This window comes from Geminicoccus harenae (genome assembly GCF_019800005.1).
GTDB classification, from domain to species: domain Bacteria; phylum Pseudomonadota; class Alphaproteobacteria; order Geminicoccales; family Geminicoccaceae; genus Geminicoccus; species Geminicoccus harenae.
In genome coordinates this window covers 163,229-184,174 of record NZ_JABGCL010000011.1, presented here as the reverse complement: position 1 = coordinate 184,174, position 20,946 = coordinate 163,229, and the positions used below count along the sequence as shown (strand labels likewise).

At 70.5% G+C, this 20,946-nt stretch carries 17 protein-coding genes; 8 read left to right on the top strand and 9 right to left on the bottom strand.

Translation table 11 applies throughout. From position 1 onward, the window contains the following. The first annotated feature begins 13 nt into the window (after positions 1–13). On the top strand, positions 14–517 hold the full coding sequence (locus HLA95_RS12835) for a hypothetical protein (protein ID WP_191062076.1): 504 nt from the start codon (positions 14–16) through the stop codon (positions 515–517). 15 nt (positions 518–532) lie between these two features. On the opposite strand, the gene HLA95_RS12830 is transcribed toward HLA95_RS12835, so the two are convergent. Both HLA95_RS12830 and HLA95_RS12825 read right to left on the bottom strand, forming a co-directional pair. Next, on the bottom strand, positions 533–1,528 hold the full coding sequence (locus HLA95_RS12830) for a Gfo/Idh/MocA family protein (RefSeq protein ID WP_191062077.1): 996 nt from the start codon (positions 1,526–1,528) through the stop codon (positions 533–535). Continuing rightward, positions 1,525–2,508 carry an MDR/zinc-dependent alcohol dehydrogenase-like family protein gene (locus tag HLA95_RS12825; RefSeq protein ID WP_222183551.1) on the bottom strand — a complete coding sequence of 328 codons (984 nt, stop codon included), beginning with the start codon at positions 2,506–2,508 and terminating at the stop codon, positions 1,525–1,527. The genes HLA95_RS12830 and HLA95_RS12825 overlap by 4 nt, the downstream gene beginning before the upstream one ends. Positions 2,509–2,673: 165 nt before the next feature. On the opposite strand from HLA95_RS12825, the gene HLA95_RS12820 reads away from it, so the two are divergent. Then, positions 2,674–5,520, top strand: coding sequence for a M16 family metallopeptidase (locus HLA95_RS12820; RefSeq protein ID WP_191059342.1), 2,847 nt, complete (start codon positions 2,674–2,676; stop codon positions 5,518–5,520). Between the two features lie 4 nt (positions 5,521–5,524). On the opposite strand, the gene HLA95_RS12815 is transcribed toward HLA95_RS12820, so the two are convergent. The 7 genes from HLA95_RS12815 to HLA95_RS12785 form a co-directional block, all read right to left on the bottom strand. Beyond that, the gene (locus HLA95_RS12815; protein ID WP_191059343.1) at positions 5,525–5,878 is read right to left on the bottom strand and encodes a response regulator; all 354 of its coding nucleotides are present in this window, start codon (positions 5,876–5,878) and stop codon (positions 5,525–5,527) included. A 39-nt stretch (positions 5,879–5,917) separates the two neighbouring features. Next, on the bottom strand, positions 5,918–7,027 hold the full coding sequence (locus HLA95_RS12810) for a sensor histidine kinase (protein WP_222183549.1): 1,110 nt from the start codon (positions 7,025–7,027) through the stop codon (positions 5,918–5,920). Positions 7,028–7,763: 736 nt separating this feature from the next. Beyond that, positions 7,764–8,852, bottom strand: coding sequence for a mandelate racemase/muconate lactonizing enzyme family protein (locus HLA95_RS12805; protein WP_191059345.1), 1,089 nt, complete (start codon positions 8,850–8,852; stop codon positions 7,764–7,766). Positions 8,853–8,883: 31 nt separating this feature from the next. After that, positions 8,884–9,864 carry an ABC transporter permease gene (locus HLA95_RS12800; RefSeq protein WP_191059346.1) on the bottom strand — a complete coding sequence of 327 codons (981 nt, stop codon included), beginning with the start codon at positions 9,862–9,864 and terminating at the stop codon, positions 8,884–8,886. Then, a complete protein-coding gene (locus HLA95_RS12795; protein ID WP_191059347.1) occupies positions 9,861–10,865 on the bottom strand; it encodes an ABC transporter permease in 1,005 nt (334 codons plus the stop codon). Before HLA95_RS12795 ends, HLA95_RS12800 begins: the two co-directional genes overlap by 4 nt. Then, the gene (locus HLA95_RS12790) at positions 10,858–12,417 is read right to left on the bottom strand and encodes a sugar ABC transporter ATP-binding protein (protein WP_222183547.1); all 1,560 of its coding nucleotides are present in this window, start codon (positions 12,415–12,417) and stop codon (positions 10,858–10,860) included. Before HLA95_RS12790 ends, HLA95_RS12795 begins: the two co-directional genes overlap by 8 nt. A 68-nt stretch (positions 12,418–12,485) precedes the next feature. Further along, entirely contained in the window at positions 12,486–13,463 is a 978-nt protein-coding gene (locus HLA95_RS12785) for an ABC transporter substrate-binding protein (RefSeq protein ID WP_191061913.1), read from the bottom strand. Between the two features lie 205 nt (positions 13,464–13,668). On the opposite strand from HLA95_RS12785, the gene HLA95_RS12780 reads away from it, so the two are divergent. From HLA95_RS12780 to HLA95_RS12755, 6 genes are all read left to right on the top strand, one after another. Continuing rightward, positions 13,669–14,442, top strand: coding sequence for an FCD domain-containing protein (locus HLA95_RS12780; RefSeq protein WP_222183545.1), 774 nt, complete (start codon positions 13,669–13,671; stop codon positions 14,440–14,442). Positions 14,443–14,678: 236 nt separating this feature from the next. Beyond that, positions 14,679–15,152 carry a chemotaxis protein CheW gene (locus HLA95_RS12775; RefSeq protein ID WP_191062588.1) on the top strand — a complete coding sequence of 158 codons (474 nt, stop codon included), beginning with the start codon at positions 14,679–14,681 and terminating at the stop codon, positions 15,150–15,152. Then, positions 15,149–16,435 carry a CheR family methyltransferase gene (locus tag HLA95_RS12770; protein WP_222183543.1) on the top strand — a complete coding sequence of 429 codons (1,287 nt, stop codon included), beginning with the start codon at positions 15,149–15,151 and terminating at the stop codon, positions 16,433–16,435. The genes HLA95_RS12775 and HLA95_RS12770 overlap by 4 nt, the downstream gene beginning before the upstream one ends. 50 nt (positions 16,436–16,485) lie before the next feature. After that, positions 16,486–17,004 carry a chemotaxis protein CheW gene (locus tag HLA95_RS12765; protein ID WP_222183541.1) on the top strand — a complete coding sequence of 173 codons (519 nt, stop codon included), beginning with the start codon at positions 16,486–16,488 and terminating at the stop codon, positions 17,002–17,004. Beyond that, entirely contained in the window at positions 16,994–18,670 is a 1,677-nt protein-coding gene (locus tag HLA95_RS12760; protein ID WP_191061982.1) for a methyl-accepting chemotaxis protein, read from the top strand. Before HLA95_RS12765 ends, HLA95_RS12760 begins: the two co-directional genes overlap by 11 nt. After that, positions 18,670–20,943 carry a response regulator gene (locus HLA95_RS12755; RefSeq protein ID WP_222183539.1) on the top strand — a complete coding sequence of 758 codons (2,274 nt, stop codon included), beginning with the start codon at positions 18,670–18,672 and terminating at the stop codon, positions 20,941–20,943. The genes HLA95_RS12760 and HLA95_RS12755 overlap by 1 nt, the downstream gene beginning before the upstream one ends. The last annotated feature ends 3 nt before the right edge of the window (positions 20,944–20,946 follow it).

The following is a 20,946-nucleotide window of genomic DNA, read 5'->3' as shown; positions in this document are numbered from 1 at the left end:
CAGGGAGGCGCCCATGGTCGTTGCCAGAACTGCCGGCATGATGGCCGCCCTGGTATTGCTTGCAGCATCGACAACGGCCGCCGTCGCCGCCCCGCCCGACCTGACCGGGGAATGGAAGGGCACCGTCCTCTGCGATGGCCTGACCGGCGGCAAGTTCGGCAGCTTCGAGGAACACACCACCATCTCGATCGCGCAGACCGGTTGGCAGTTCACCGCGCTCTACAAGGGCACCGGCGACGCCCCGGACGACCTCGTCTATCGCGGCTATGTCCAAAGGGGTGACCACGGCCAGGTGGAGGCCGCCGCCATCGCCTGTGGCGGCGACTACGCCGCCGGCGAGGTGATCCGTCTGCGGCCGGTCGTGCTGACGAGCAGGAAGGGGTACTTCGACGGCATGTCGAACTTCTTCACCCGACACGCCCCCGGCTACCGGGGCATCTCGGACATGGAGACCTGCAAGTACTCCTTCGAGCGCGTCTCGACCGTGCGGCCCAAGGTTCCGGCCTGCAGCCGCTAGGTCCCGTTCTTCGCCTCAGCGCCCGTAGATCCGATCCAGCACGGCTGCGACCTCGCTGATGCGTTCGATCTCCGGATCGAAGCGCGGGCTCCTGGCGAGTTGCTCGGCAAAGGCCGCCGCGGACTTCGCCCCCCAGGGATCGGGCGGCTCGGCCAGAAGCTCGCGACTGGTGCCACGGAAGCGCTCGGCCACGAAGTCGTAGAAGGAGCCGTCCCGGTTGCGCAGGGCGGCTCCCCCCTCCGTCCCGTAGAACTCCGCACCGATCACCGCATCGCAACCGGCCTGCAGGCGCCAGGAGCAGGCCAGCCGGATGACTGTGCCGGCTTGGGTGACCAGCGTCGCCACCGCATGGTCCTCGACCTGCCCCGCCGCGTCCGCCAGCGGCCGGCCACCGGCCTGCAGATGCGCGCGCACTTCCGCAATCTCTGGAAAGCCCAGCGTCCACAAGGCCAGGTCGACCAGATGGACGCCCAGGTCGATCACGCAGCCGCCGCCCGCAGCCTCCGGGTCGTAGAACCACGGCTTGTCCGGCCCATAGGCGTTATGGAAGACCAGATCGACCGCGAAGATCCGGCCGAGCTCTCCGCCCTGCACCAGTTCCCGGATCCGGCGCATCCCCTGGGTGTGGCGATAGGAGAGGTCGACGCTTAAGAGCCGGTCGGCCTGGCGCGCGGCGTCGACCACGGCCTGGGTCTCCGGCCCCGTGCGCCCGAGCGGCTTCTGGCAGAATACCGCGCGCCCGCTCTTCAGCGCCTGGACGGACTGCTCCGCATGGAACGCGCTGGGCGTGGCGATCACGATCCCGTCCAGGTCGAGCGCCAGGAGGGCGTCGAGATCCGGTACTACCTGCGCCTCCGGGGCCAGCTCCCTGGCGGCTGCCACCGTCTCCGGGGAGGGGTCGGCAATCGCGGCGGCGGTCACCGCCCCGGTCGCGAGCATCGCCTCCATGCGGTGCCGGCCGATCCAGCCGACCCCGAGAAAGCCCAGGCGCGGGCGTGTCGAACCAGTCATGGGGTCACCAGCGCCTTCATGAACCCGTCCGGCCGGTCGCGGGTGGCATCCAGGGCCTCGTCCAGCCGGCCCAGCGGGAAGCGATGGGTGAACAGGGGCTCCGGGTCGAGCCGGCCTGCCGCCACCGCCGCCACTGCCTGCCGGATCCCCTCCACATAGACCTTCGGGTCGCGCTCGTGCGCATTGATCACGTCCAGGCCCCGCCAGTTCCAGAGCTGCATGTCGACCTGGCGCGGCCCGTCCTGGTGGTAGCCGGCGATCACCAGCCGGCCGCGCTCGGCGGTCAGATGCGCCGCCAGGTCCAGCGGCCACTGCTTGCCTACCGCCTCCACCACGCGCGAACAGAACCGGCCGTCGGTGAGCTTACTCACCCGGTCGATGATCCGCTGGTGGTCGTCCATCGGCACGAGTTCGGCAGCGCCATAGGCCTTCGCGATCTCCAGCGAGAAGGGGCGCCGCGAGATCGCGATCACCCGCGCACCGGCCTCGCTGGCGAGCCGGGTGAGCAGGGCGCCCAGAAAGCCGATCCCGATGATGGCGACCGTCTGCCCGGGCTCGATCCGGGAGCGCGCGAAGATGTTCATGGCGCAGCCCAGCGGCTCGCCGGGAAAGGCCTTGCCGGCCAGTGCGTCCGGCAGCGGCACCACCGCGTCCGCCTCGGCCAGGTCGAACTCGCCATAGCCGTGATAGGAGAGCGCCGCGACCCGCTGGCCGGGCCGCAGCCCGTCCACCGCCGCGCCCACCGCGTCGACCACGCCCCAGGCCTCGTGGCCGAGCCCGCCCGGCTCGGTCGGAAAGCGCATCCAGTCCGGCCCAGACCAGGGCACCAGGTTGGAGGCGCACACGCCGCAGCCCTCCAGGCGGATCCGCACCTGCCGGTCGCCCGGCTCCGGCAGCGGGACCTCGTCGATCCGGATCTGGCCGGGGCCGGTCACGGTCGCGGCGCGCATGGTCCGCACCCGGGTCCAGGCTGGGTTCATCGCATCATCCATGGCAAAGCCGGGCGGCAGGCGGGCCCGGCGGTGGTTGCATCTTCTTCTTCAACCGGTCCCGGCCCCATGAGTTCCGAACGCACGAGACTGCTTGCCGTTCCGGTGCATAGCTGGGAAGCCTCTTGGCCTCCCGATGGCCGTGATGGGTGCTCGATGACCGTGGCGAACTACCTGGGCAGACTGTGCTTCGCCGTGCGGCTGCTCGCCCTGGCGCTGCTGCTCCTGCCGACCGTATCCGCGGTGGCGGCCGAGCCGGAGCCCTGGCCGCGCAGCGCAGAAGCGCCGCTGGTGCCCGACCCGACCGTGACCTGGGGCCGGCTGGAGAACGGGCTGCGCTACGCGATCATCCCGAACGGGACGCCGCCCGGTCGGGTCAGCCTGCGCCTGCTGATCGAGGCGGGCTCGCTGATGGAGCGGGACGACCAGCGCGGCCTCGCCCATTTCCTGGAGCACATGGCGTTCAAGGGCTCGGAGAACGTGCCGCCCGGCGAGTTCGTGCGCTACCTGCAGCGCCAGGGCCTGAGCTTCGGCGCCGACACCAACGCACGGACCGGCTTCGACAGCACCGTCTATCAGCTGGAGCTGCCCGGCAATGGCGGGGAGCTGGTGGATAGCGGGCTGATGATCCTGAGCGAGGTCGCCGGCCGGCTGACCTTCCCGCCGGACGGGATCGAATCGGAGCGCGGCGTGATCCTTTCGGAAAAGCGGCTGCGCGACACGCCGGGTGCCCGCAGCGCCAATGCGCTCCTGGCCTTCACCCTGGCCGGCACGCTCTATCCCGAGCGCAACCCGATCGGGACCGACGAGGTCATCCGGAACGCGACCCAGGCCGACTTCCAGCGCTTCTACCGCGACTTCTACACGCCCGAGCGCAGCGTCGTGGTGGTGGCGGGCGACGTGGCGCCGGACCAGGTCGTTCCGGTGATCGAGCGCCACTTCGCCAGCCTGGTGCAGCCGGAAGCCCCGGCGGCGCCGCCGGAACTCGGCACGCTCACCGCCACCGGCACGGATGCGCTCCATTTCGTCGATCCGGGCCTGCCCACCGTCATCCAGCTCATGCATGCGCAGCCGCCCCTGCCGCCCGCCGACACGCTGGAGCGCGTCGATCAGCGCCTCGTGCAGGCGACGGCCCAGCTCATGCTGAGCCGGCGGCTGCAGAATCTGGGCCTCACCCCGGGCGCCCCGTTCAGCCAGGCGGGAGCCTGGACCACGGACATGAAACCCGTGGCCCAGATCAGTGCGGTGACGCTGCAGACCACGGAAGCGGACTGGGAGAAGGCCCTGGCGGCGGGCGAGCAGGAGCTGCGCCGGGCACTCACCTTCGGCTTCTCGCAGGGGGAGATGGACGAGGCGGTGGCGATCCTGCGCAGCGAGTTCCGCAACCGCGCTGCCAGCGCTGCCACCATGTCCTCCGAGCGCCGGGCCGAAGCCCTGATCTCGACGGCCGAGGAAGGCGGAATTTACACGAGCGAAGCGGCCGACCTGGAACTCCTGGAGCGCACGGTAGCAGCACTCAATCCAGCCAAGTTGCAGGACTCGCTCAAGGCCGCCTGGGGCGACGGCTCCGCGCGGATCATGCTGTCCGGCCCGTTTCCGCTGGAGAACGGCCGCCAGCAAATCCTGGACGCCTATGAGAGAAGCCGTGCGGTGCCGGTGGAGCCCCCTGCGGCAACGGCCAGTGTGGCCTTCGCCTATGGGGAGTTCGGCCAGCCCTCCGGGGTCGTCGAGGACAGCCGCATCGAGGACCTGGACATCCGCTCGATCCGCTTTGGCAACGGCGTGCGCCTGGACATGAAGCCCACCAAGCTGCGGGCCGACACGATCGAGGTGGCCCTGCGCTTCGGCCAGGGTTCGTTCAGCATGCCGGCGCACCAGCCGGGCCTGGACCTGCTCGCCAGCCAGGCCTTCGTCGCCGGCGGGCTCGGCCAGCACGATGCCAGCGAGCTCACCCGGATCTTCGCCGACAAGGAGGTGGGCGTCGATCTGACCGTGGCCGAGACCTCGTTCGTCATGACCGGGACCACCACGCGCGCCGATCTGGCCGACCAGCTCCGGCTGATGGCGGCCTTCGTCACCGATCCGGGCTACCGGCCGGACTCGCTGGAGCGGTTCCGCCGCCGGCTCCCCGACATCTACCGGGCCATGGATGCCTCGCCCGCGGGCCTCTTGCGCGGGCCGGTCGAGCGCTTCCTCCATGGCGGCGACCCGCGCTTCGGCATGCCCGACCAGGCGGACGCGGCGGAGCGGACCCTGGACGAACTGCGCGCTTGGCTGACGCCCGCGCTGCGGCGCGGCCCGATGCAGGTCGTGCTGGTGGGCGACATCGAGCCTGAGGCGGCGGTGCGGCTGGTGGACGAGACGTTCGGCGCCCTGCCCGAGCGGGGCGAAGGTGCCGAGCTGGCGATCCCGTCGGTGCGGATGCCCGAGCCCGGGCCCGAGCCCGTCCGGTTCACCCATCACGGTACGGCGGAACAGGCCATGTCCGCCGTGTACTGGCCCACGGCGGACGGCAGGGACCTGCGCCTGAAGGCCGGGCTCGACCTTTTGGGCGACATCCTGCAGGACCGGCTGCTGGACACGGTGCGCGAGCAGGCCGGGGCCAGCTACTCGCCGGAAGTCTATAGCGACATGTCGATCACCCTGCCGGACTTCGGCTATCTGGCCGCCCTGCTCGACGTGCGGGCAGAAGATGCGCTGCAGTATGATGCGGCGACGGTGGCGGCCGCGTCCGGGCTGCGGGAGGGCATCGAGGCGGACGAGCTGCGCCGCGCCCTGGAGCCGCGCCTGGCCCAGAGCGATGCCGCGCGCCAGTCGAACCAGTGGTGGGCCTATGCGGTGATCCTGGCGATGCACCAGTTCCCCGAGCGGCTGGAGGCGGCCCGCACCGACCGGGCCAACCTCCAGAGCTGGGACACGGCGTCGCTGCAGGAGCTGGCGAAGACCTATCTGGCGCCGGAGCAGGCACTGCGCGTGCTGATCATGCCGGCCACGCCCGACTGACTGCTCAGCCGGCCAGGGCCCGGGCGAGCGCATTGCGCAGGTCGCCGCGCAGGAACGGTTTGCGCACCACCGGCGCATCCGGATAGGTGCGCTCCAGGCTGCTCGGGTCGTGGCCGGTGGCGAAGACGAACGGGATGCCGCGCCGGCGCAGTAGGTCGGCGATCGGGAAGCTGCGCGTTTCCCCCCCCAGGTTCACGTCCAGCACCGCCACGTCGAAGGCAGCCTGCTCCGCGGCGGACATGCCGGTCTCGAGCCGGCTCGCCACGTCCACGACGGTGAAGCCCAGCTCCAGCAACATGTCTTCCAGGAGGAGGGCGACCAGGCTCTCGTCCTCGACCACCAGAACACGACGACCCATCCTATTTCCGGTCCGGCTGCCCTGGCTTGACATATGTTGTCAGTGGTGGGGCACGACCAGCCCGCCCACCAAGGGCGGTTCCTCGGCCGGAAGCGGTGCGTGCACCCGGCACACCAGCCCGCCCGGCGCGAAGTCCAGCGTCACCTTCCCGCCGAACTCGCGGGCCAGCCCGCTCTCGATCAGGCGGGTGCCGAAGCCGCGCTGCCCGGGTGAGTGCACCGGCGGACCCCCGGCTTCCCGCCAGGTCAGCTCCAACTGCTCGCCCTCGCCGTCGCCCGTCACCTGCCAGTCGATCCGCACCGTGCCGCCTCTGGCCGAGAGTGCCCCGAAGCGGAGCGCGTTGGTGCACAGCTCGTGGATGCCCATGGCGAGGCTGAGCGCCATCTTGGGCGGCAGGCAGACCGGCGGGCCCTCGATCGTGAAGGCATCGTCCTCCGGCGTGCGGAACGGCTCGATGCCGGACTGGACGATCTCGTCCAGGGGTGCCGCCAGCCAGTTGGACTGGGTGAGCACATCATGGGCGCGGGACAAGGTCACCAGGCGTCCCTCGAACTTGGCGAGCCCCGACCGTACGTCGACGCCGGCGCGAAAGCTCTGCATCGCGATGGACTGGATCGTCGCCAGCGTGTTCTTCACTCGGTGGTTCAACTCGTGGATCAGCATCTCCTGGCGCCACTGCGCCTGCTTCTGCTGCTGATCATACTGGTCGGCCTGGCTCAGCGCCCGGCGCAGCGACAGCTCGGTCTCGACATGGTCGGTGACATCGATCCCGCTGCCGAAATAGCCCAGGAAGCTGCCGTCATCGTCGTAGTAGGGCGCGCCATTGTCCCGGATCCAGCGATACACGCCGTCATGGCGGCGCAGCCGGTAGTCCATGGTGAAGCGCTCGCGGGCGGCGAAGGCGGTGGTGTAGATTTCCAGGCAGCGGGCATGGTCGTCGGGATGGATCCCCTCGGCCCAGCCATACCCCAGCTCCTGCTCGAGCGTCCTGCCGGTGAAGTCCAGCCAGGGCTTGTTGAACCAGTCGCACTGCTTGTCCGGCCCGGCCCGCCAGATGATCACCGGCGCCTGATCGGCCAGCAGCCGGAACCGGCGCTCGCTGGCTGCCAGCGCTGCCTCCAAATCCACCTGCGGCCTAGCCTGCTCCATCCACCTTTCGCCAAGAAAATGTTCGCCCGGAACCGATTACCAGCCCCCGGCTGCCGAAGCCATGCCCGCTCCCCCGGCTCCGTGGCCACCATGAAGCGGCAGGGCGGCCGCGAACCGGCCGGTGTGCATCGCTGGCTGGAAGAATGTCCGCGCCATGAAACGTCCGGCGGGGTCGTCGGTGCCCTGCCGGCGCATTCTGGTCCTGCCATGTGTTGTGTCAGCGGGAGACCGACGTGGTTGCAGCACAGCCACCGCGTGCTGGCGGCCGGGGAAGCGCTCGCTGGGCGACCTCCCGCCATGCCTCCACGCCGCCATCTGCGCCAACGCAGGCAGCGCGTGAGACACGTCATCTGCACCGATGGTTGTGCTATGGTGAAAGGGATGGCCGGTGCGCGGGGCTTGGCAGCAGGCTCGGCAAATCAGCAAAGCGAATTTGCACAAACGAACCCAAGAGAAGTATTTTGTTATTTAATATCAATGGCTTGATCGGCATCGATATATTGGGAAACGGGCGCGGAAGGCCACTGGTCGGGCCAACAGACGCACCCTTCTCTCATGTCATCCCCCGCGCATGCGGGGGATCCACTGGCGGACGGCGGCTACGGCGCCGGCTCATCCTCGCCCACCCCATGAGGCCGACCATGCCGCAGCCGGCGTGCGGCGGTTGATCCCCCGGTCGAGCCGGGGGATGACCTGAGGGGGCGAGGGATGACTGGAGAAAGGGGTCCCAGCAGGCTCAGGCCCGCACCGTCTCCAGCCCCTTCCAGTCGAACTCGATGCCGTGGCCCGGATCGTCCGGAGCAATGGCGAAGCCCTCCTCGATCCGCAGCGGCCGGGCGATGAACCGCTCCAGGCCGAAGCCGTGCGCTTCCAGGAAGGAGCGGTTCGGTGCGGCGGCCAGCAGGTGCACGGTGACGTCGTGGGCGCCGTGCGAGGTGACCGGCAGGTTGAACGCCTCGGCCAGGTGGGCGATCTTCATGAACGAGGTGATGCCGCCGCAATTGGTCACGTCCGGCTCGGGATAGGTGACCCCACCCGACGCGATCAGGTGGCGGAACTCCCAGAGCGTGCGCAGGTTCTCGCCGGCCGCGATCGGCAGGCCGCCCTCGCGCACCACCCGGGCATGGCCCGCCACGTCGTCGGGCGAGATCGGCTCCTCCAGCCAGGTCAGGTCGTAGGGCTGGAAGGCGCGGGCCGCCCGGATCGCCTCGTCGGCGGTCCACTTCATGTTGGCGTCCACCATGAGCGGGAAGCCGTCGCCCAGGTGCCGGCGCATCGCGGCGATCCGCTCCACGTCCTCGGACAGGAGCTTGCGCCCGACCTTCATCTTGATGGCGCGGAAGCCCTTGGCGAGGTTGCCGTCGGTCTGCTTCAGCAGGTCGTCCAGCGGCAGATAGAGGTCGATGCCGCCGGCATAGCAGGGCACCTTGGGGTCGTTGCCGCCGAGCAGCTTCCAGAGCGGCTGGCCGGCCCGCTTGGCCTTGAGGTCCCAAAGGGCCATGTCGAAGGCGGACAGCGCCAGCACGGTCGGGCCGCCGCGGCCGCCATAATGCAGGTCCCACCAGAGCCGGTTCCACAGGAACTCGATCCGATCGGCGTCCTCGCCGGCCACCAGCTCCGCGATCTCGCGGGCCAGGATGTCGTGGATGGCACCGCCGTTGCGGCCGACCGTGTAGCTGTAGCCGACCCCTTCGGCCCCGTCCGCGTCGGTCACGCGCACGGTCAGCAGCTCGAAGTCGCGCATCACGCCATGGGTGCTGTCGGTGAGCGCGGTGGGCAGGGGGATCCGGTAGTAGCCGGGCTGCACCGACGTGATGGCGGGCATGGGACGGTCCTTCCAGTCAAAGGGTACGGGGTCAGCCGGTCGCGTCGCGGCCCACCAGCTTGGCCTGCAGGATAACGACCAGGAGCAGGAACAGGCCACGGATCACCGACTGCCAGTAGGCGGACAGGCTGATCCAGCCGAGGCCGTTCTCGAAGTTGAGGATGTTGAAGATCAGGCCGAGCAGGAGCGCGCCCGCGAGCGTGGACTCCACCGAGCCCTTGCCGCCGGTGAGCAGCGTGCCGCCGACCACCACCGCGGCGATCGCGAACAGCTCCCAGCCCACGCCCTCGATCGGCTGGCCGGCACCGAACTGGGCGGCCAGGATCACGCCGGCGAGACCCGCCAGCAGGCCGCTGCCGGCATAGACCAGGAACTTCACCCGGTCGGCGGGCAGGCCCATCATCCGGCTGGCATCCTCGCTGCCGCCGACCGCCAGCACGCTGCGGCCGAACGCGGTGAGGTTCAGGATGATCGAGCCCAGCACATAGGCGATGGCCGCGATCCAGGCCGGGACCGGGAAGCCCAGCAGGTCACCCTGGCCCAGCTCGACGAAGGCCGTGTCGTAGGACACCGAGACCGACTGGTTGCCGGCCAGCAGCAGGCCGGTGCCGCCGGCCGCCAGCATGGTCGCGAGCGTGGCGATGAAGGGCACGATGTTGAGGCGGGTGATCAGGATGCCGTTCAGGATGCCGGCGACGAGACCCGCCGCCGCCCCGGCCAGCAGCCCCGGGATCAGGCCATAGGGCGAGGCCAGGGCCGCCACCACGCTCGACATGGCCGCCACCGCGCCCACCGACAGGTCGATCCCGCCCGACATGATCACGAACGCCATGCCGAGCGCCACCAGCGCGAACATCGAGGTGTAGCGCAGGAAGGAGAGGATGTTGTAGCTGCCGAGGAAGTTGTCGTAGCGCGCCCAGCCGAACAGGATCAGCAGCAGGAGGGCGGCGATCACGCCGTAGCGGCCGACCAGGACCAGGAGCGGCGTGCGACTGGTGAGGGATGTGGTCATGTGCTCTTGCGACCCTGCTGCAGCCAGACCGCCAGCACGATCAGCCCGGCCTTGGCGACCAGTGCCGCGGAATCGGGCACGCCGTTGGCGAGCAGCGTGTAGCGGACGAGCTGGATGATCAGGGCACCCAGCAGCGTCCCGGTGATCGAGGCGCGCCCGCCGGCCAGCAGCGTGCCGCCGACCGCCACCGCCGCGATCGCGTCCAGCTCCATGCCGAGCCCGATCAGGTTGGCGTCCGAGGCGGAGTTGATCGCGATCACCACGAGGCCGGCCAGGCCGGCGCACAGGCCCGAGATCAGGTAGACGCGGCGTTTGACGCTCGCGACCGGGATGCCGGCCAGGCGTGCCGCCTGCTCGTTGCCGCCGACCGCCAGGATCTGCCGGCCGAACAGGGTCCGGCGCAGCATCCAGGCAGCACCCGCCACCAGGATCAGCATCAGGATCACCTGGACCGGGATGCCGAACAGGCGGCCCAGGCCGATCACCTGGAACTCGGGGTTGCGGAAGACCTGCAGGTTGCCGTTGGTGACGACCTGGGCGATGCCGCGCCCGGCGATGAACAGGACCAGCGTCGCGACGATCGGCTGGATCCGGTAGCGGGTGATCAGGAAGCCGTTGAACCAACCGAAGGCACCCGCGACCAGCACCGGCAGGACGAAGGCCAGTGCGACGGCCAGCAGCGGATGGGGCATGGGCAGGATCTGGCCCAGCAGGATCAAGGGTGCGAGTGCCCCCGAGATCGCCATCAGCGAGCCCACCGACAGGTCGATGCCGCCGGTCGCGATCACCAGCGTCATCCCGACCGCCACGATCACGATCGCCGCGACCTGGGTCAGGTTGACGTTGAGCGTCTGCCAGGAAACGAAGTTCGGCGTGAAGGCCAGGTTGAACAGCACCAGCAGGACCAAGCCCACCAGCGCGCCGTGCCGGGCCAGGAGCTGACCCAGCCCGTCACTGGTGCGGGCAGGGGCGGCCGGGCGGGCGATGGAGGCATCAGCCATGGCCGTATTCCCTGGAGTCGTGGGCGCCATGGGCCATGGCCGCCAGGAGCTCGGTCTCGTTCAGATCTTGGCCAGTAAGCTCGGCCACGGTCTGGCCATCGCGCAGCACATAGGCGCGGTCCGAGCCCTCGATGATCTCCTCGACCTCGGAGGAAACCATCAGCACCGCCAGCCCGTCCTTGGCGAGTTCGCCGATCAGGGCCTGGATCTCGGCCTTGGCACCGACATCGATGCCGCGGGTGGGCTCGTCCAGGATCAGGAGCTTGGGGTTCATGCACAGCCAGCGCGCCAGCAGGACCTTCTGCTGGTTGCCGCCGGACAGCTCGCGGATCGGCTGCTCGGGGCTCTGGCACTTCACGCCCAGGCGCTGGATGAAGCGCTCGACGATCCGGCGCTGCTCCGCCTCGTCGACGATGCCGGCCTTGGTCAGATGCGGCAGCAGGGCCAGGGTCAGGTTCTCGCGCACCGACAGTTCGGGCACGATCCCCTCGATCTTGCGGTCCTCGGTGCAGAAACCGATGCCGCGGGCGATCGCATCGGCAGGCTCCGTCGGCCGGAACGGCTGGCCGCCATAGCGCATGCTGCCGCCGGCGGCCGGATCAGCGCCGAACACGACCCGCACCGTCTCAGTCCGCCCGGCACCGAGCAGCCCGGCCATGCCGACGATCTCGCCGGCGCCCACCGCGAGCGACACGTCGCGCACCCTGGGACCGGCGGCGAGCTGGTCGACGGCCAGCACCTCGCCGGCCGCGTGCGCCGCCTTGGCGCCGAACGCCGTGGCACCTTGGCGGGCAACGGCGGTGAGCTCGCGGCCGAGCATGGTGGCGACCAGTTCCAGCTTGCCGATCTCGCTCATCGGGCCGCTGCGCACGGTGGTGCCGTCGCGCATGATAGTGACGCGGTCGCACACCGCATAAAGCTCGTCGAGCTTGTGGGACACGAACACGACGGAGACGCCGTCGGCGCGGATCTGGCGGATCACGTCGAACAGGACCTCGACCTCGCGATCGTCCAGGGATGAGGTCGGCTCGTCCATGATCACGAGCTTGGCCTTGAAGCCGATCGCCCGGGCGATCGCGACCATCTGCTGGGTCGCGGTCGGCAGGCTGCCGAGCGGGCGGCGGACGTCGACATCGATGGAGAAGCGCCCGAGCAGCCGGCGCGCCTCCGCATGCATCGCCCGCCAGTCGAGCAGGCCGAAGCGGCGCGGCTCGCGGCCCAGGCAGATGTTCTCCGCGACGGAGCGCAGGCCCACCAGGTTGATCTCCTGGTAGATCGTGCTGATCCCGGCGGCCTGGGCGGCGTGGGGCGAGTGGACCTCGAACGGCTGGCCGTCGAACTCGACCAGGCCGGCATCACGCCGGTGATAGCCGGTCAGCACCTTGATCAGCGTCGACTTGCCGGCCCCGTTCTGCCCGATCAGGGCATGGACCTCGCCCCGGCCGAGCGTGAACTCGGCACCGCGCAGGGCCGGGCTGCCACCGAAGCTCTTGTCGATGCCGCGCATGACGAGCAGCGGCGGCGTGGGCGTAGGGGTCTGGCGCTGGAACATGCTCTTGCTGGGCCGGGCCCGGGCATCCGCGGCAGAAGACCTGCCGGGATGTCCGGGCGATGGGATCGTCAGTAGGCCTCGGCGATCAGTTCCTGCGCGTTGGACGCGTCGAAGAACCGGTCCTCGTTGATGATCTTGGGCGGGATGGTCTCGCCGTTGGCGTACTTGACCAGCGTGTCGTAGGCGACCGGCCCGAAGAACGGGCTGCACTCCACCGTGGCGCCCAGCTTGCCGTCGATGATCGCCTGCAGCGCATCGCGGGTCCCGTCGATCGAGACGATCGTGATGTCCTTGCCCGGCACCTTGCCGGCGGCCTCGACCGCGGCGATCGCGCCCACCGCCATCTCGTCGTTGTGGGCGTAGATGGCGGTCGCGTCCGGATGGGCCTGGAGCAGGGTCTCGGCGACCTGGCGGCCCTTGTCGCGGGCGAAGTCGCCGGACTGGCTGGCGACCACTTCCATCTCCGGATGGGCCTGGATCGCGTCGGCGAAGCCCTTGGCGCGGTCATTGGCCGGCGAGGAGCCGGTGGTGCCCTGCAGCTCGATGATCTTGGCCTTGCCGCCCGTGGTCTGGGCCAGCCATTCCCCGGCGCGCCGGCCTTCCTCGATGAAGTCGGAGCCGATGAAGGTGACGTAGTCGCGGCCGGCCTCGGCTAGGCTCGGGTCGACCGAGCGGTCGAGCAGGATCACCGGGATGCCGGCGCGCTTGGCGGCCATCACCGCCGGGATCAGCGGCTTCTCCTCGCGGGGTGCCAGGAAGATCGCGTCCACGCCCTGGGCGATCATGGAATTGACGTCGGCGACCTGCTTGGCCGCGGAGCCGGCGGCATCGGTGTAGACGAGCTGCCAGCCGCGCTTCTGCGCCTCGTCCTGCATGCTCTTGGTCTGGGCGATCCGCCAGGGATTGTTGCTCTCGGTCTGGGCGAAGCCGACCTTGTAGCTGTCCTTGGGCTCAAGCTTCGGCAGCTCCTGGGCAGTCGCACTGCCCACTCCAAGAGCGATGACGGCGGCGGCCGCCGCCAGCTTGACGACGCTGCGTCGGAACATTCTAGCCTCCTCGGTCGGCTGCCGTGCCGCCGCTTCCCCAGGATATCCGGCGGGGGACGGCTCTGCCATATGGTCCGACCGCGGCGGACGGTAGTTGCGGACGGTTTCGCCTGTCAATGCCCGACCATCGTTCATGTTCCGCCGGGCTAGCCAAGTGCGACGGCGTCAGGCATGACACCAGAGCGACGAGTTTTGGTCTAACCAAATGAAGCTGCAGCAGACAGGAGCGGAGCCGGTCACGTCGGCAGAACCGGAGGGCGACGATCCCATCGGGCGCCGGACCCTGGCCGTGGCGCCGGGCGGGCGGCTGGCGGACGCGCTGGCCGAGGCGATCCTGGCCATGGTGCGCAGGGGCGAGCTTCCGCCCGGGCGGCCGTTGCCGGCCGAGCGCGACCTGGTGAGCCGGTTCGGCGTGAGCCGCGTGGCGGTGCGGGAAGCGATCGCGGCCCTGGCCGGCCGCGGCGTGCTGCAGATCCGCCGCGGCCACCGGCCGATCGTGCAGGAGCCGGACATCGGCCGGGCGATCGGCAATCTGGGCGAACTCGTCCGCCATCTGGTGCTGGAGGAATCCGGTGCCTGGAACCTGTTCGAGGCCCGGATCTTCGTCGAGGCGGCGCTGGTCCGGCATGCCGCCCAGCATGCCCGCCCGGCCGACATCGCCGCCCTCGAGGCGGCGCTGGCCGAGAACCGCGCGGCGGTGGGCGACGGCCCGCGCTTCTATGCCACCGACGTCGCCTTCCACGCGGTGCTCTACCAGGTGCCCGGCAACCCGATCTTCCCGGCGCTGCAGCAGGCCTTCGTCGGCTGGCTGGCGGCATCATGGGCGCGCATGCCCCACGCCGTGGAGATCGACCGGATGAACTGCCGCGCGCACGAAGCGATCCTGGAAGCGATCATGCGCCGCGATGCGGACCGTGCCGAGCGCACCCTCCGCGGCCATCTGGCGGCGGCCTGGGAGTTCGTCCGCGCCGGCTTCTGAGGGCGTGATCAACTTCAAGGTGAGGCGTCGACGCCACTGGAATTGATCATCGTGATTTCCGATATGGACAAGTCGTCATTATCAACGGCAATAGGTGTGCTGGCCTTGGGCCGGAGAAGTGGGAATTCTTCCGGATCGTAAGTCCCGCTTCCTTGGCACTGCGCCATTCGACCGACATGGCAGGCGCCTGCTGGGTTGCCCCTGTGGTTGAAACGCCCCGACGAGAACTTCCGCAGATGATCCACGTCGTGCTGTTCCGCGTTTCCTCCATGGACCTCGCCCTGCCGCTCGCCGACGTCGTCGAGATCCTGCCCTGCCCGATCCTGCAGCCTTTGCCCGGCATGGCGCCGACCGTGGGCGGCGTGTTCCGCCTTGAAGGCTCGGTCTGCCTGGCGCTGCGGACCGACCGGCTGCTCGGGCTGCCGGAGCGGCCGCCCGGGCTGTACTCGCCGCTCCTCAGGCTGCGCCATGCCGACGAGCCATGCGCGCTGATCGTGGACGAGGTGCTGGACGTGGCCGCAGCGCCGGTGAGCCCGCCCTTCCTGGCCCATCGCAGCCTGGAAGGCGTGGTGACGGGGCAGGTCGAATGGGCTGGCCGTGGCTGGCATCTCCTGGATGCCGGGCGGCTGGTGCATCTGGGTGACGGTGCGGCGCCGGCCTCGTGGGTGGCCGGCCGGCCGGCAGAGGCCGGCGAAGGTGCTCGCGCATGAGCCGCGCCGACCCCCCGCTCCTGCGCGATCCCGGCTACCCTTTGCTGAAGCGCCGCATCCTGGCGGCCACCGGGCTGGCCTATTTCCAGGACAAGGACGAGGCGCTGGCCGAGCGGCTCGAGCGGCGGCTGGCCGCCTGCGGGGCGGCCGGCTGCGCCGCCTATCTGGCACTGCTGGAGGCCGATCCGGCGCGCACGGGCGAATGGGACGCGCTGGTCGGTGAACTGACGATCGGCGAGACCTTCTTCTTCCGCTACAGCCAGCAGTTCCAGGCGCTGCGCGACCGGCTGCTGCCCGAGGCAATCGCGCGCAACGCCGCCACGCGCCGCCTGCGCCTGTGGTCCGCCGGCTGCGCCACCGGTGCCGAGGCCTATTCGCTGGCGGCACTGGTGCGTGCCGCGCTGGGCGAGCGCCTGCCCGAGTGGCGGGTCACGATCCTCGGCACCGACATCAACCGGGCCTTCCTGGCCCAGGCGCGGCGCGGCGAGTTCAGCGAATGGGCGCTGCGCGACGTGGCGCCGGCCGACCGCGCGGCGGTGGTGGAGCCCGCACCCGGCGGCTGGCGGGTACGCCCGGAACTGCGCGGCATGGTCGAGTTCCGCCACCACAACCTGATGGACCTGACGCCGGAGCCGGCACCGGACGACCGGCTGGCCGACTTCGACATCATCCTGTGCCGCAACGTGATGATCTACTTCGACCAGCCGACGCTGGCCGCGCTGGCGCCGAAGCTGGCGGCGCGCCTGGTCGGTCATGGCTGGCTCCTGATCGGCCATGCCGAGGGCGGCGCACCGTTCCAGGCGGACTTCGAGCCGGTGCTGGCCCCCGGCGCCATCCTCTACCGGCGCCGGCAGGACCATGGCACATCGCGACCGGCGGTCGCGGCTGCCCCGCCACGACACCGCCCGGTGGCCATGTCACGGCCGGCACCATGCCGCAACGGTGCGGCACCTGCCCGGATCCGGCCCCCGGCGCCGCTGCCGCCCGATCCGGTCGCGTTCTACCAGGACGCGCTGGCGCTGCGGCAGGCGGAGCAGACCGAGGCCGCCGAGCAGGCGCTGCGGCGGGCGATCTATCTCGACCGCGGGTTCGCCATGGCCCATCTCCAGCTCGGCGACCTCCTGCGCCGGCGGGGCGACCTCGCGGGCGCGCTCAAGTCCTTCACCAACGCGCTGCGCTGCCTGGCGGAGTTCGGCGAGGACCAGCCCGTGCCCGCCGGTGAGCTGAACGTCGCCGAGCTGCGCAGCCTGCTGGCCGGCCAGCTTCGCCAGTTGCGCGCCTGAGCATGGAAGCGGACCGCCCCATGGCCCTGCGGCATCCCGAGCAAGAGCCCATGGCGGCCGAAGGTCTGGACGGCCGCGCGCATGCGATCCTGCTGGAGCGCACCCGGCAGCTCGCGACCCGCAGCATGGCTGCGGAGGCAGTCACCATTGCGCTGCTGCTGCTGGAGGTCGATGGCGAGAGCTGTGCGCTCCGGGTCGATGCCGTAGCCGAGGTGGCGGCGATGCCGCTGCCGGCCCGGCTGCCGCGGGCAGGGCCGGCATTGCTGGGGCTGGTCGAGACCAGGGGCGTGCTCTGCCGCGTCTATGACCTGGCGGAGCTGTTCGGCAGGCGGGCAGGGTCCGCCCGGCGCAGCGGCGGGCATCTGGTCGTGCTGCGCCAGGGCGGCGGGCGGGTCGGCCTGCGGGTCGACCGTGCCGCCGGCATCGTCGAGGCCCCGGCCGCGGACCTGCTCCCGGCCGAGGACGGCCTGCCCGGCACGCTCGGGCGGATCACCCGCAGCGGCATCGACCTCCTGGATCCCGAGACCATCCTCGGTCGCGTCGACGGAACGGCAAATCATGTGGCTTAGCGTCCGGCAGAAGATCCTCGTCACCTTCGGCATCATCGTCCTGCTGATGCTGGCGCTGGGCCTCTACCAGCTCCATGTGCTGCGTACGGTCCGCGACCTGAGCGAGCAGATCGTCGAGCACGACCTGACGTTCCTGAACGACGTCAACGGGATCGTACTGGTACAGCAGCAGGCGCACGCCGCCCGGAACCGGCTGCGCGACGTCACCCTGCTGGCGGCGCTCGGCAACGGCAGTGCCAACCGGCAGGACGCGCTGGCCGAATGGCAGAACGAGTTCACCGAGCTCCGGCAGGCCGTCGGCGCGCTGCGCGCCAGCCTGCAGGGCCGGCTCGACGATGTCGGTTCCGCCGGCATCGACCAGCAGATCCGCCAGCTCATCTACACGCTCGCGGCAGCGGAGGACCTGATCCGGCAACTCGAGCCGATCGTGCTCCGGCAGTTCGACGCACTGTCCAAGAGCGACTTCGCCATGGCGGAGGACGCGCAGGGGCAGGCGGCACGGCTGGCCGACCAGATCGAGGAGCGGTTCACCAGCCTTCGCACGAGCGTCGTGCAGCTGGTGAACGAGGCACAGGACTGGATCGAGCAGATGCACCGCACCGCCGCGATCACGGTCGCGGCCGCGTTTGCCGGGATCGTGCTGGCGAGTATCGTGGCGGCCTGGCTCCTGCAGCGCTCGATCACCCGTCCGCTCGCCCGCTTCGCCCGCTTCGCCGAGCAGATCGGCGCCGGTGATCTCACCGCGTCCGTGACCATCGGCAGCAAGGACGAGATCTCCCAGCTCGCCCAGCATCTCAATGGCATGGTCGCCGGCCTGCGGGAGCTGGCGATCCAGAGCCGGACGGTGTCGGAAAGCCTGAACGCCGCGACCCAGGAGATCCGGACCTCCACCCAGCAGCAGGCGGCGAGCGTGGAGGAGCAGCTGGCGTCCGTGCAGGAGACCTCGGCCACGCTGGACGAGATCACCCAGTCGGGCGCGCAGGTGTCCAAGCGCGCCCAGGAACTGTCGCTGGGGACGGAGGAGACCGTCCAGGCGAGCAGCAACGGGCTGCAGGCGGTGGGCGACACCGCTCGGGTGATGGACAAGATCCGCGAGCAGGTCGAATCGGTCGCCGAGAACATCGTGATGCTGAGCGAGCGGACCCATGCGGTCGGCGACATCATTGCGACGGTCAACGACATCGCGGAGCGCTCGCACATCCTGGCGCTGAACGCGGCGATCGAGGCGGCCGCGGCCGGCGAGCACGGCCGGAGCTTCGCGGTGGTGGCCGCTGAGATCAAGAACCTGGCCGACCAGTCCAAGGAAGCCACCGTCCAGGTCCGCGCCGTGCTGGGCGACATCCAGCGCGGGATCAACACCTCGGTGATGCTCACCGAGGAAGCGGTCAAGCGGATCAGCTCGGGCACGGCGCAGACCGACCAGGCCCAGGGGGCGATCAACCACCTGACCGACACGATCCAGGAGAGCAGCGACACGTTCCAGCAGATCGTCGCCGCCATCAACCAGCAGCATATCGGCCTGGAGCAGGTGATGATCGCCCTGCGCAACATCCGCCAAGCCAGCACCCAGACCGCCGACGGTACCCGCCAGCTCGACCGGGCCGCGGCCAATCTCAGCACCCTGTCGGGGGAACTGGTCCAGTCGATCGGGCGCTATCACCTCTGATGGACATCCGCCAGCTGCTCCTGGACGCCTTCGCGACGGAATATCGCGAGCATCTGGCCGCGATGCGCCGCCTGACGGCTGCAGGTGCCGGGCAGGCGGAGTTGGCGGAGATCTTCCGCCGCGCCCACAGCCTGAAAGGTGCCGCGCGTGCGGTCGACCATCAGGCCATCGAGCAACTGGCGCACCGGCTGGAATCGCTGCTGGAGCGGGTCCGGCAGGGCGAGCTGGCACTGGATCCGCCGGTCGTGCGGGCGGTCCTGGACGCACTCGACGCGGTCGAGGACGTCGCGGACGACCCGGAGGTGGTGGTAGCGAAGCTGCCGGTGGCCCAGGTGCTCGACGCGCTGCTGGGCGGCGCGGCGGCCGAGGCAGCGGCCACGGCGGAACCGCCATCCGATCCGGAGCCGGCCGATCCGGAGCCGCCGGCCCCGGAGCCAACGCCCGCCCCGGAACCGCCAGCCGATCCGGCGGCCGAACTCCCGCCCGCACCTGCCCCGCCGCAGCCGGCGGCAGAGCCGGGAGCCAACCCGGTCGCCCGTCCGCTGGCGCCGGCCGGGCACGAGACCGTGCGGATCCGTGCGCGCCACCTGGACGGGCTGATGACCACGGGCGGCCTGTTGCTGGCGCAGGCCAGCGAGCAGGCCGAGATCGGCCGGCGGCTGCGCGTCCTCCATGACGAGGCAGCCGCCCTGCGCCGGACCTGGGAGCGCAGCCGGGCCGAGCTGCGCCGCCACGAGCCGGCGGCTCAGGGCACGGCCGGCCCGCTGGAGGCGATCGACAAGGCGATCGCCGGGCTGGGGCGGCGGATCGGGGAGCTGACCGGCCTGCAGGCGACGAGCGCCTGGAAGACCCGGCGCCTGATCGACCAGCTCCAGGACGACGTTTCCCAGGCGCGGCTCATCCCGGCGGAGGAGGTGTTCTCGGGCTTTGGCCGGATGGTGCGCGACCTGGCGCGGGAATCCGGCAAGCTGGTCGAGTTCCGGATGACTGGCCTGGAGCTGGAGGCGGATCGGATGATCCTCCAGGCGCTGAAAGACCCGGTGATGCACGTCCTGCGCAACGCGGTGGCGCATGGCGCGGAGCTGCCGGAGGAGCGGGAGCGGGCAGGCAAGCCGCCCGTCAACCGGCTGGCGCTGACGCTTGGCCTGCAGGGCACGCGCCTGCGGCTCGAGGTGACCGACGACGGGCGGGGGCTCGACTTCGGGCGGATCCGCGCCACCGCGGTAGCCGCGGGCCTGCTCGACGCAGCCGAAGCCGACATGGCCAAGGAGGCCGAGCTCGCCCGCTTCCTCCTGCGCGACGGCTTCTCCACCGCCCGCACCGTCGACCGGCTGTCCGGCCGGGGCATGGGCCTGGGCGTGCTGCAGGAGGTGCTGGCCCGGCTGCAGGGCGACCTCGAGATCGGGCCGAACCATCCCCATGGCACGCGCCTGGAGATGAGCCTGCCGATGTCGGTGGTGCGCACCGACCTCCTGCTGGTGGCCTGCCGCGACCAGACCTTCGCGCTGCCCGCCCATGCAGTGGATCGGGTGCTGCGGATCCGGGCCAGCGAGATTGCCACGGTGGAGGGGCGGCCGGTGCTGCGCCAGGGCAGCGCGGTGACCGCCCTGTCGATCCTGGGCGGCCTGCTCGGCATGGGCGAGGATTCGCTCACCGACGAGAGTGGGTTCTGCCCGGTGGTGATCCTGCGGACCGGGCGGCGGCGGGTCGCCATGCTGGTCGACGGGCTCCTGGAGATGCGGCAGGCGGCGGTCCAGGAGCCGCCGGCCGGGACCGACCCGGTGGTGGCCGGGACCTTCCTGCGGGATGGCCGGCCGATCCTGGTGCTGAGCCCGGCTTTGCTGATCGATGGCCAGACGAACGGGGGCCCGGTCCGCTTCGCCAGCGAGGCGCGCAAGCTGCCGCCCTCCATCCTGGTGGTCGACGATTCCATCACGACGCGCACGCTGGAAAAGAGCATCCTGGAGGCGGAGGGTTTCCGGGTGCGTCTGGCGGTGGACGGGCAGGACGCCCTGGACAGCCTGCGCCGGGAGCCGGCGGACCTCGTGATCAGCGACGTGGAAATGCCGCGCATGGACGGGTTCGACCTGTTGCAGGCGCTCAAGGCGGATGCCGGCCTGGCCACGATCCCGGTGATCATGCTGACCTCGCGGGATGCCCGGGACCAGGTGCAGCGCGGCCTGGAACTGGGTGCCGACGCCTACGTTACCAAGCAGGGCTTCGAGCAGCGCACCCTGCTCGAAACGATCTGCCAGTTCGTCGACCCGCCGTGAGGC

Bases quoted from the DNA above. Each gene is read 5' to 3' on its own strand.
- HLA95_RS12835 (WP_191062076.1), top strand. From the start codon at position 14: ATGGTCGTTGCCAGAACTGCCGGCATGATGGCCGCCCTGGTATTGCTT.
- HLA95_RS12830 (WP_191062077.1), bottom strand. From the start codon at position 1,528: ATGACTGGTTCGACACGCCCGCGCCTGGGCTTTCTCGGGGTCGGCTGG.
- HLA95_RS12825 (WP_222183551.1), bottom strand. From the start codon at position 2,508: ATGAACCCAGCCTGGACCCGGGTGCGGACCATGCGCGCCGCGACCGTG.
- HLA95_RS12820 (WP_191059342.1), top strand. From the start codon at position 2,674: ATGACCGTGGCGAACTACCTGGGCAGACTGTGCTTCGCCGTGCGGCTG.
- HLA95_RS12815 (WP_191059343.1), bottom strand. From the start codon at position 5,878: ATGGGTCGTCGTGTTCTGGTGGTCGAGGACGAGAGCCTGGTCGCCCTC.
- HLA95_RS12810 (WP_222183549.1), bottom strand. From the start codon at position 7,027: ATGGAGCAGGCTAGGCCGCAGGTGGATTTGGAGGCAGCGCTGGCAGCC.
- HLA95_RS12805 (WP_191059345.1), bottom strand. From the start codon at position 8,852: ATGCCCGCCATCACGTCGGTGCAGCCCGGCTACTACCGGATCCCCCTG.
- HLA95_RS12800 (WP_191059346.1), bottom strand. From the start codon at position 9,864: ATGACCACATCCCTCACCAGTCGCACGCCGCTCCTGGTCCTGGTCGGC.
- HLA95_RS12795 (WP_191059347.1), bottom strand. From the start codon at position 10,865: ATGGCTGATGCCTCCATCGCCCGCCCGGCCGCCCCTGCCCGCACCAGT.
- HLA95_RS12790 (WP_222183547.1), bottom strand. From the start codon at position 12,417: ATGTTCCAGCGCCAGACCCCTACGCCCACGCCGCCGCTGCTCGTCATG.
- HLA95_RS12785 (WP_191061913.1), bottom strand. From the start codon at position 13,463: ATGTTCCGACGCAGCGTCGTCAAGCTGGCGGCGGCCGCCGCCGTCATC.
- HLA95_RS12780 (WP_222183545.1), top strand. From the start codon at position 13,669: ATGAAGCTGCAGCAGACAGGAGCGGAGCCGGTCACGTCGGCAGAACCG.
- HLA95_RS12775 (WP_191062588.1), top strand. From the start codon at position 14,679: ATGATCCACGTCGTGCTGTTCCGCGTTTCCTCCATGGACCTCGCCCTG.
- HLA95_RS12770 (WP_222183543.1), top strand. From the start codon at position 15,149: ATGAGCCGCGCCGACCCCCCGCTCCTGCGCGATCCCGGCTACCCTTTG.
- HLA95_RS12765 (WP_222183541.1), top strand. From the start codon at position 16,486: ATGGCGGCCGAAGGTCTGGACGGCCGCGCGCATGCGATCCTGCTGGAG.
- HLA95_RS12760 (WP_191061982.1), top strand. From the start codon at position 16,994: ATGTGGCTTAGCGTCCGGCAGAAGATCCTCGTCACCTTCGGCATCATC.
- HLA95_RS12755 (WP_222183539.1), top strand. From the start codon at position 18,670: ATGGACATCCGCCAGCTGCTCCTGGACGCCTTCGCGACGGAATATCGC.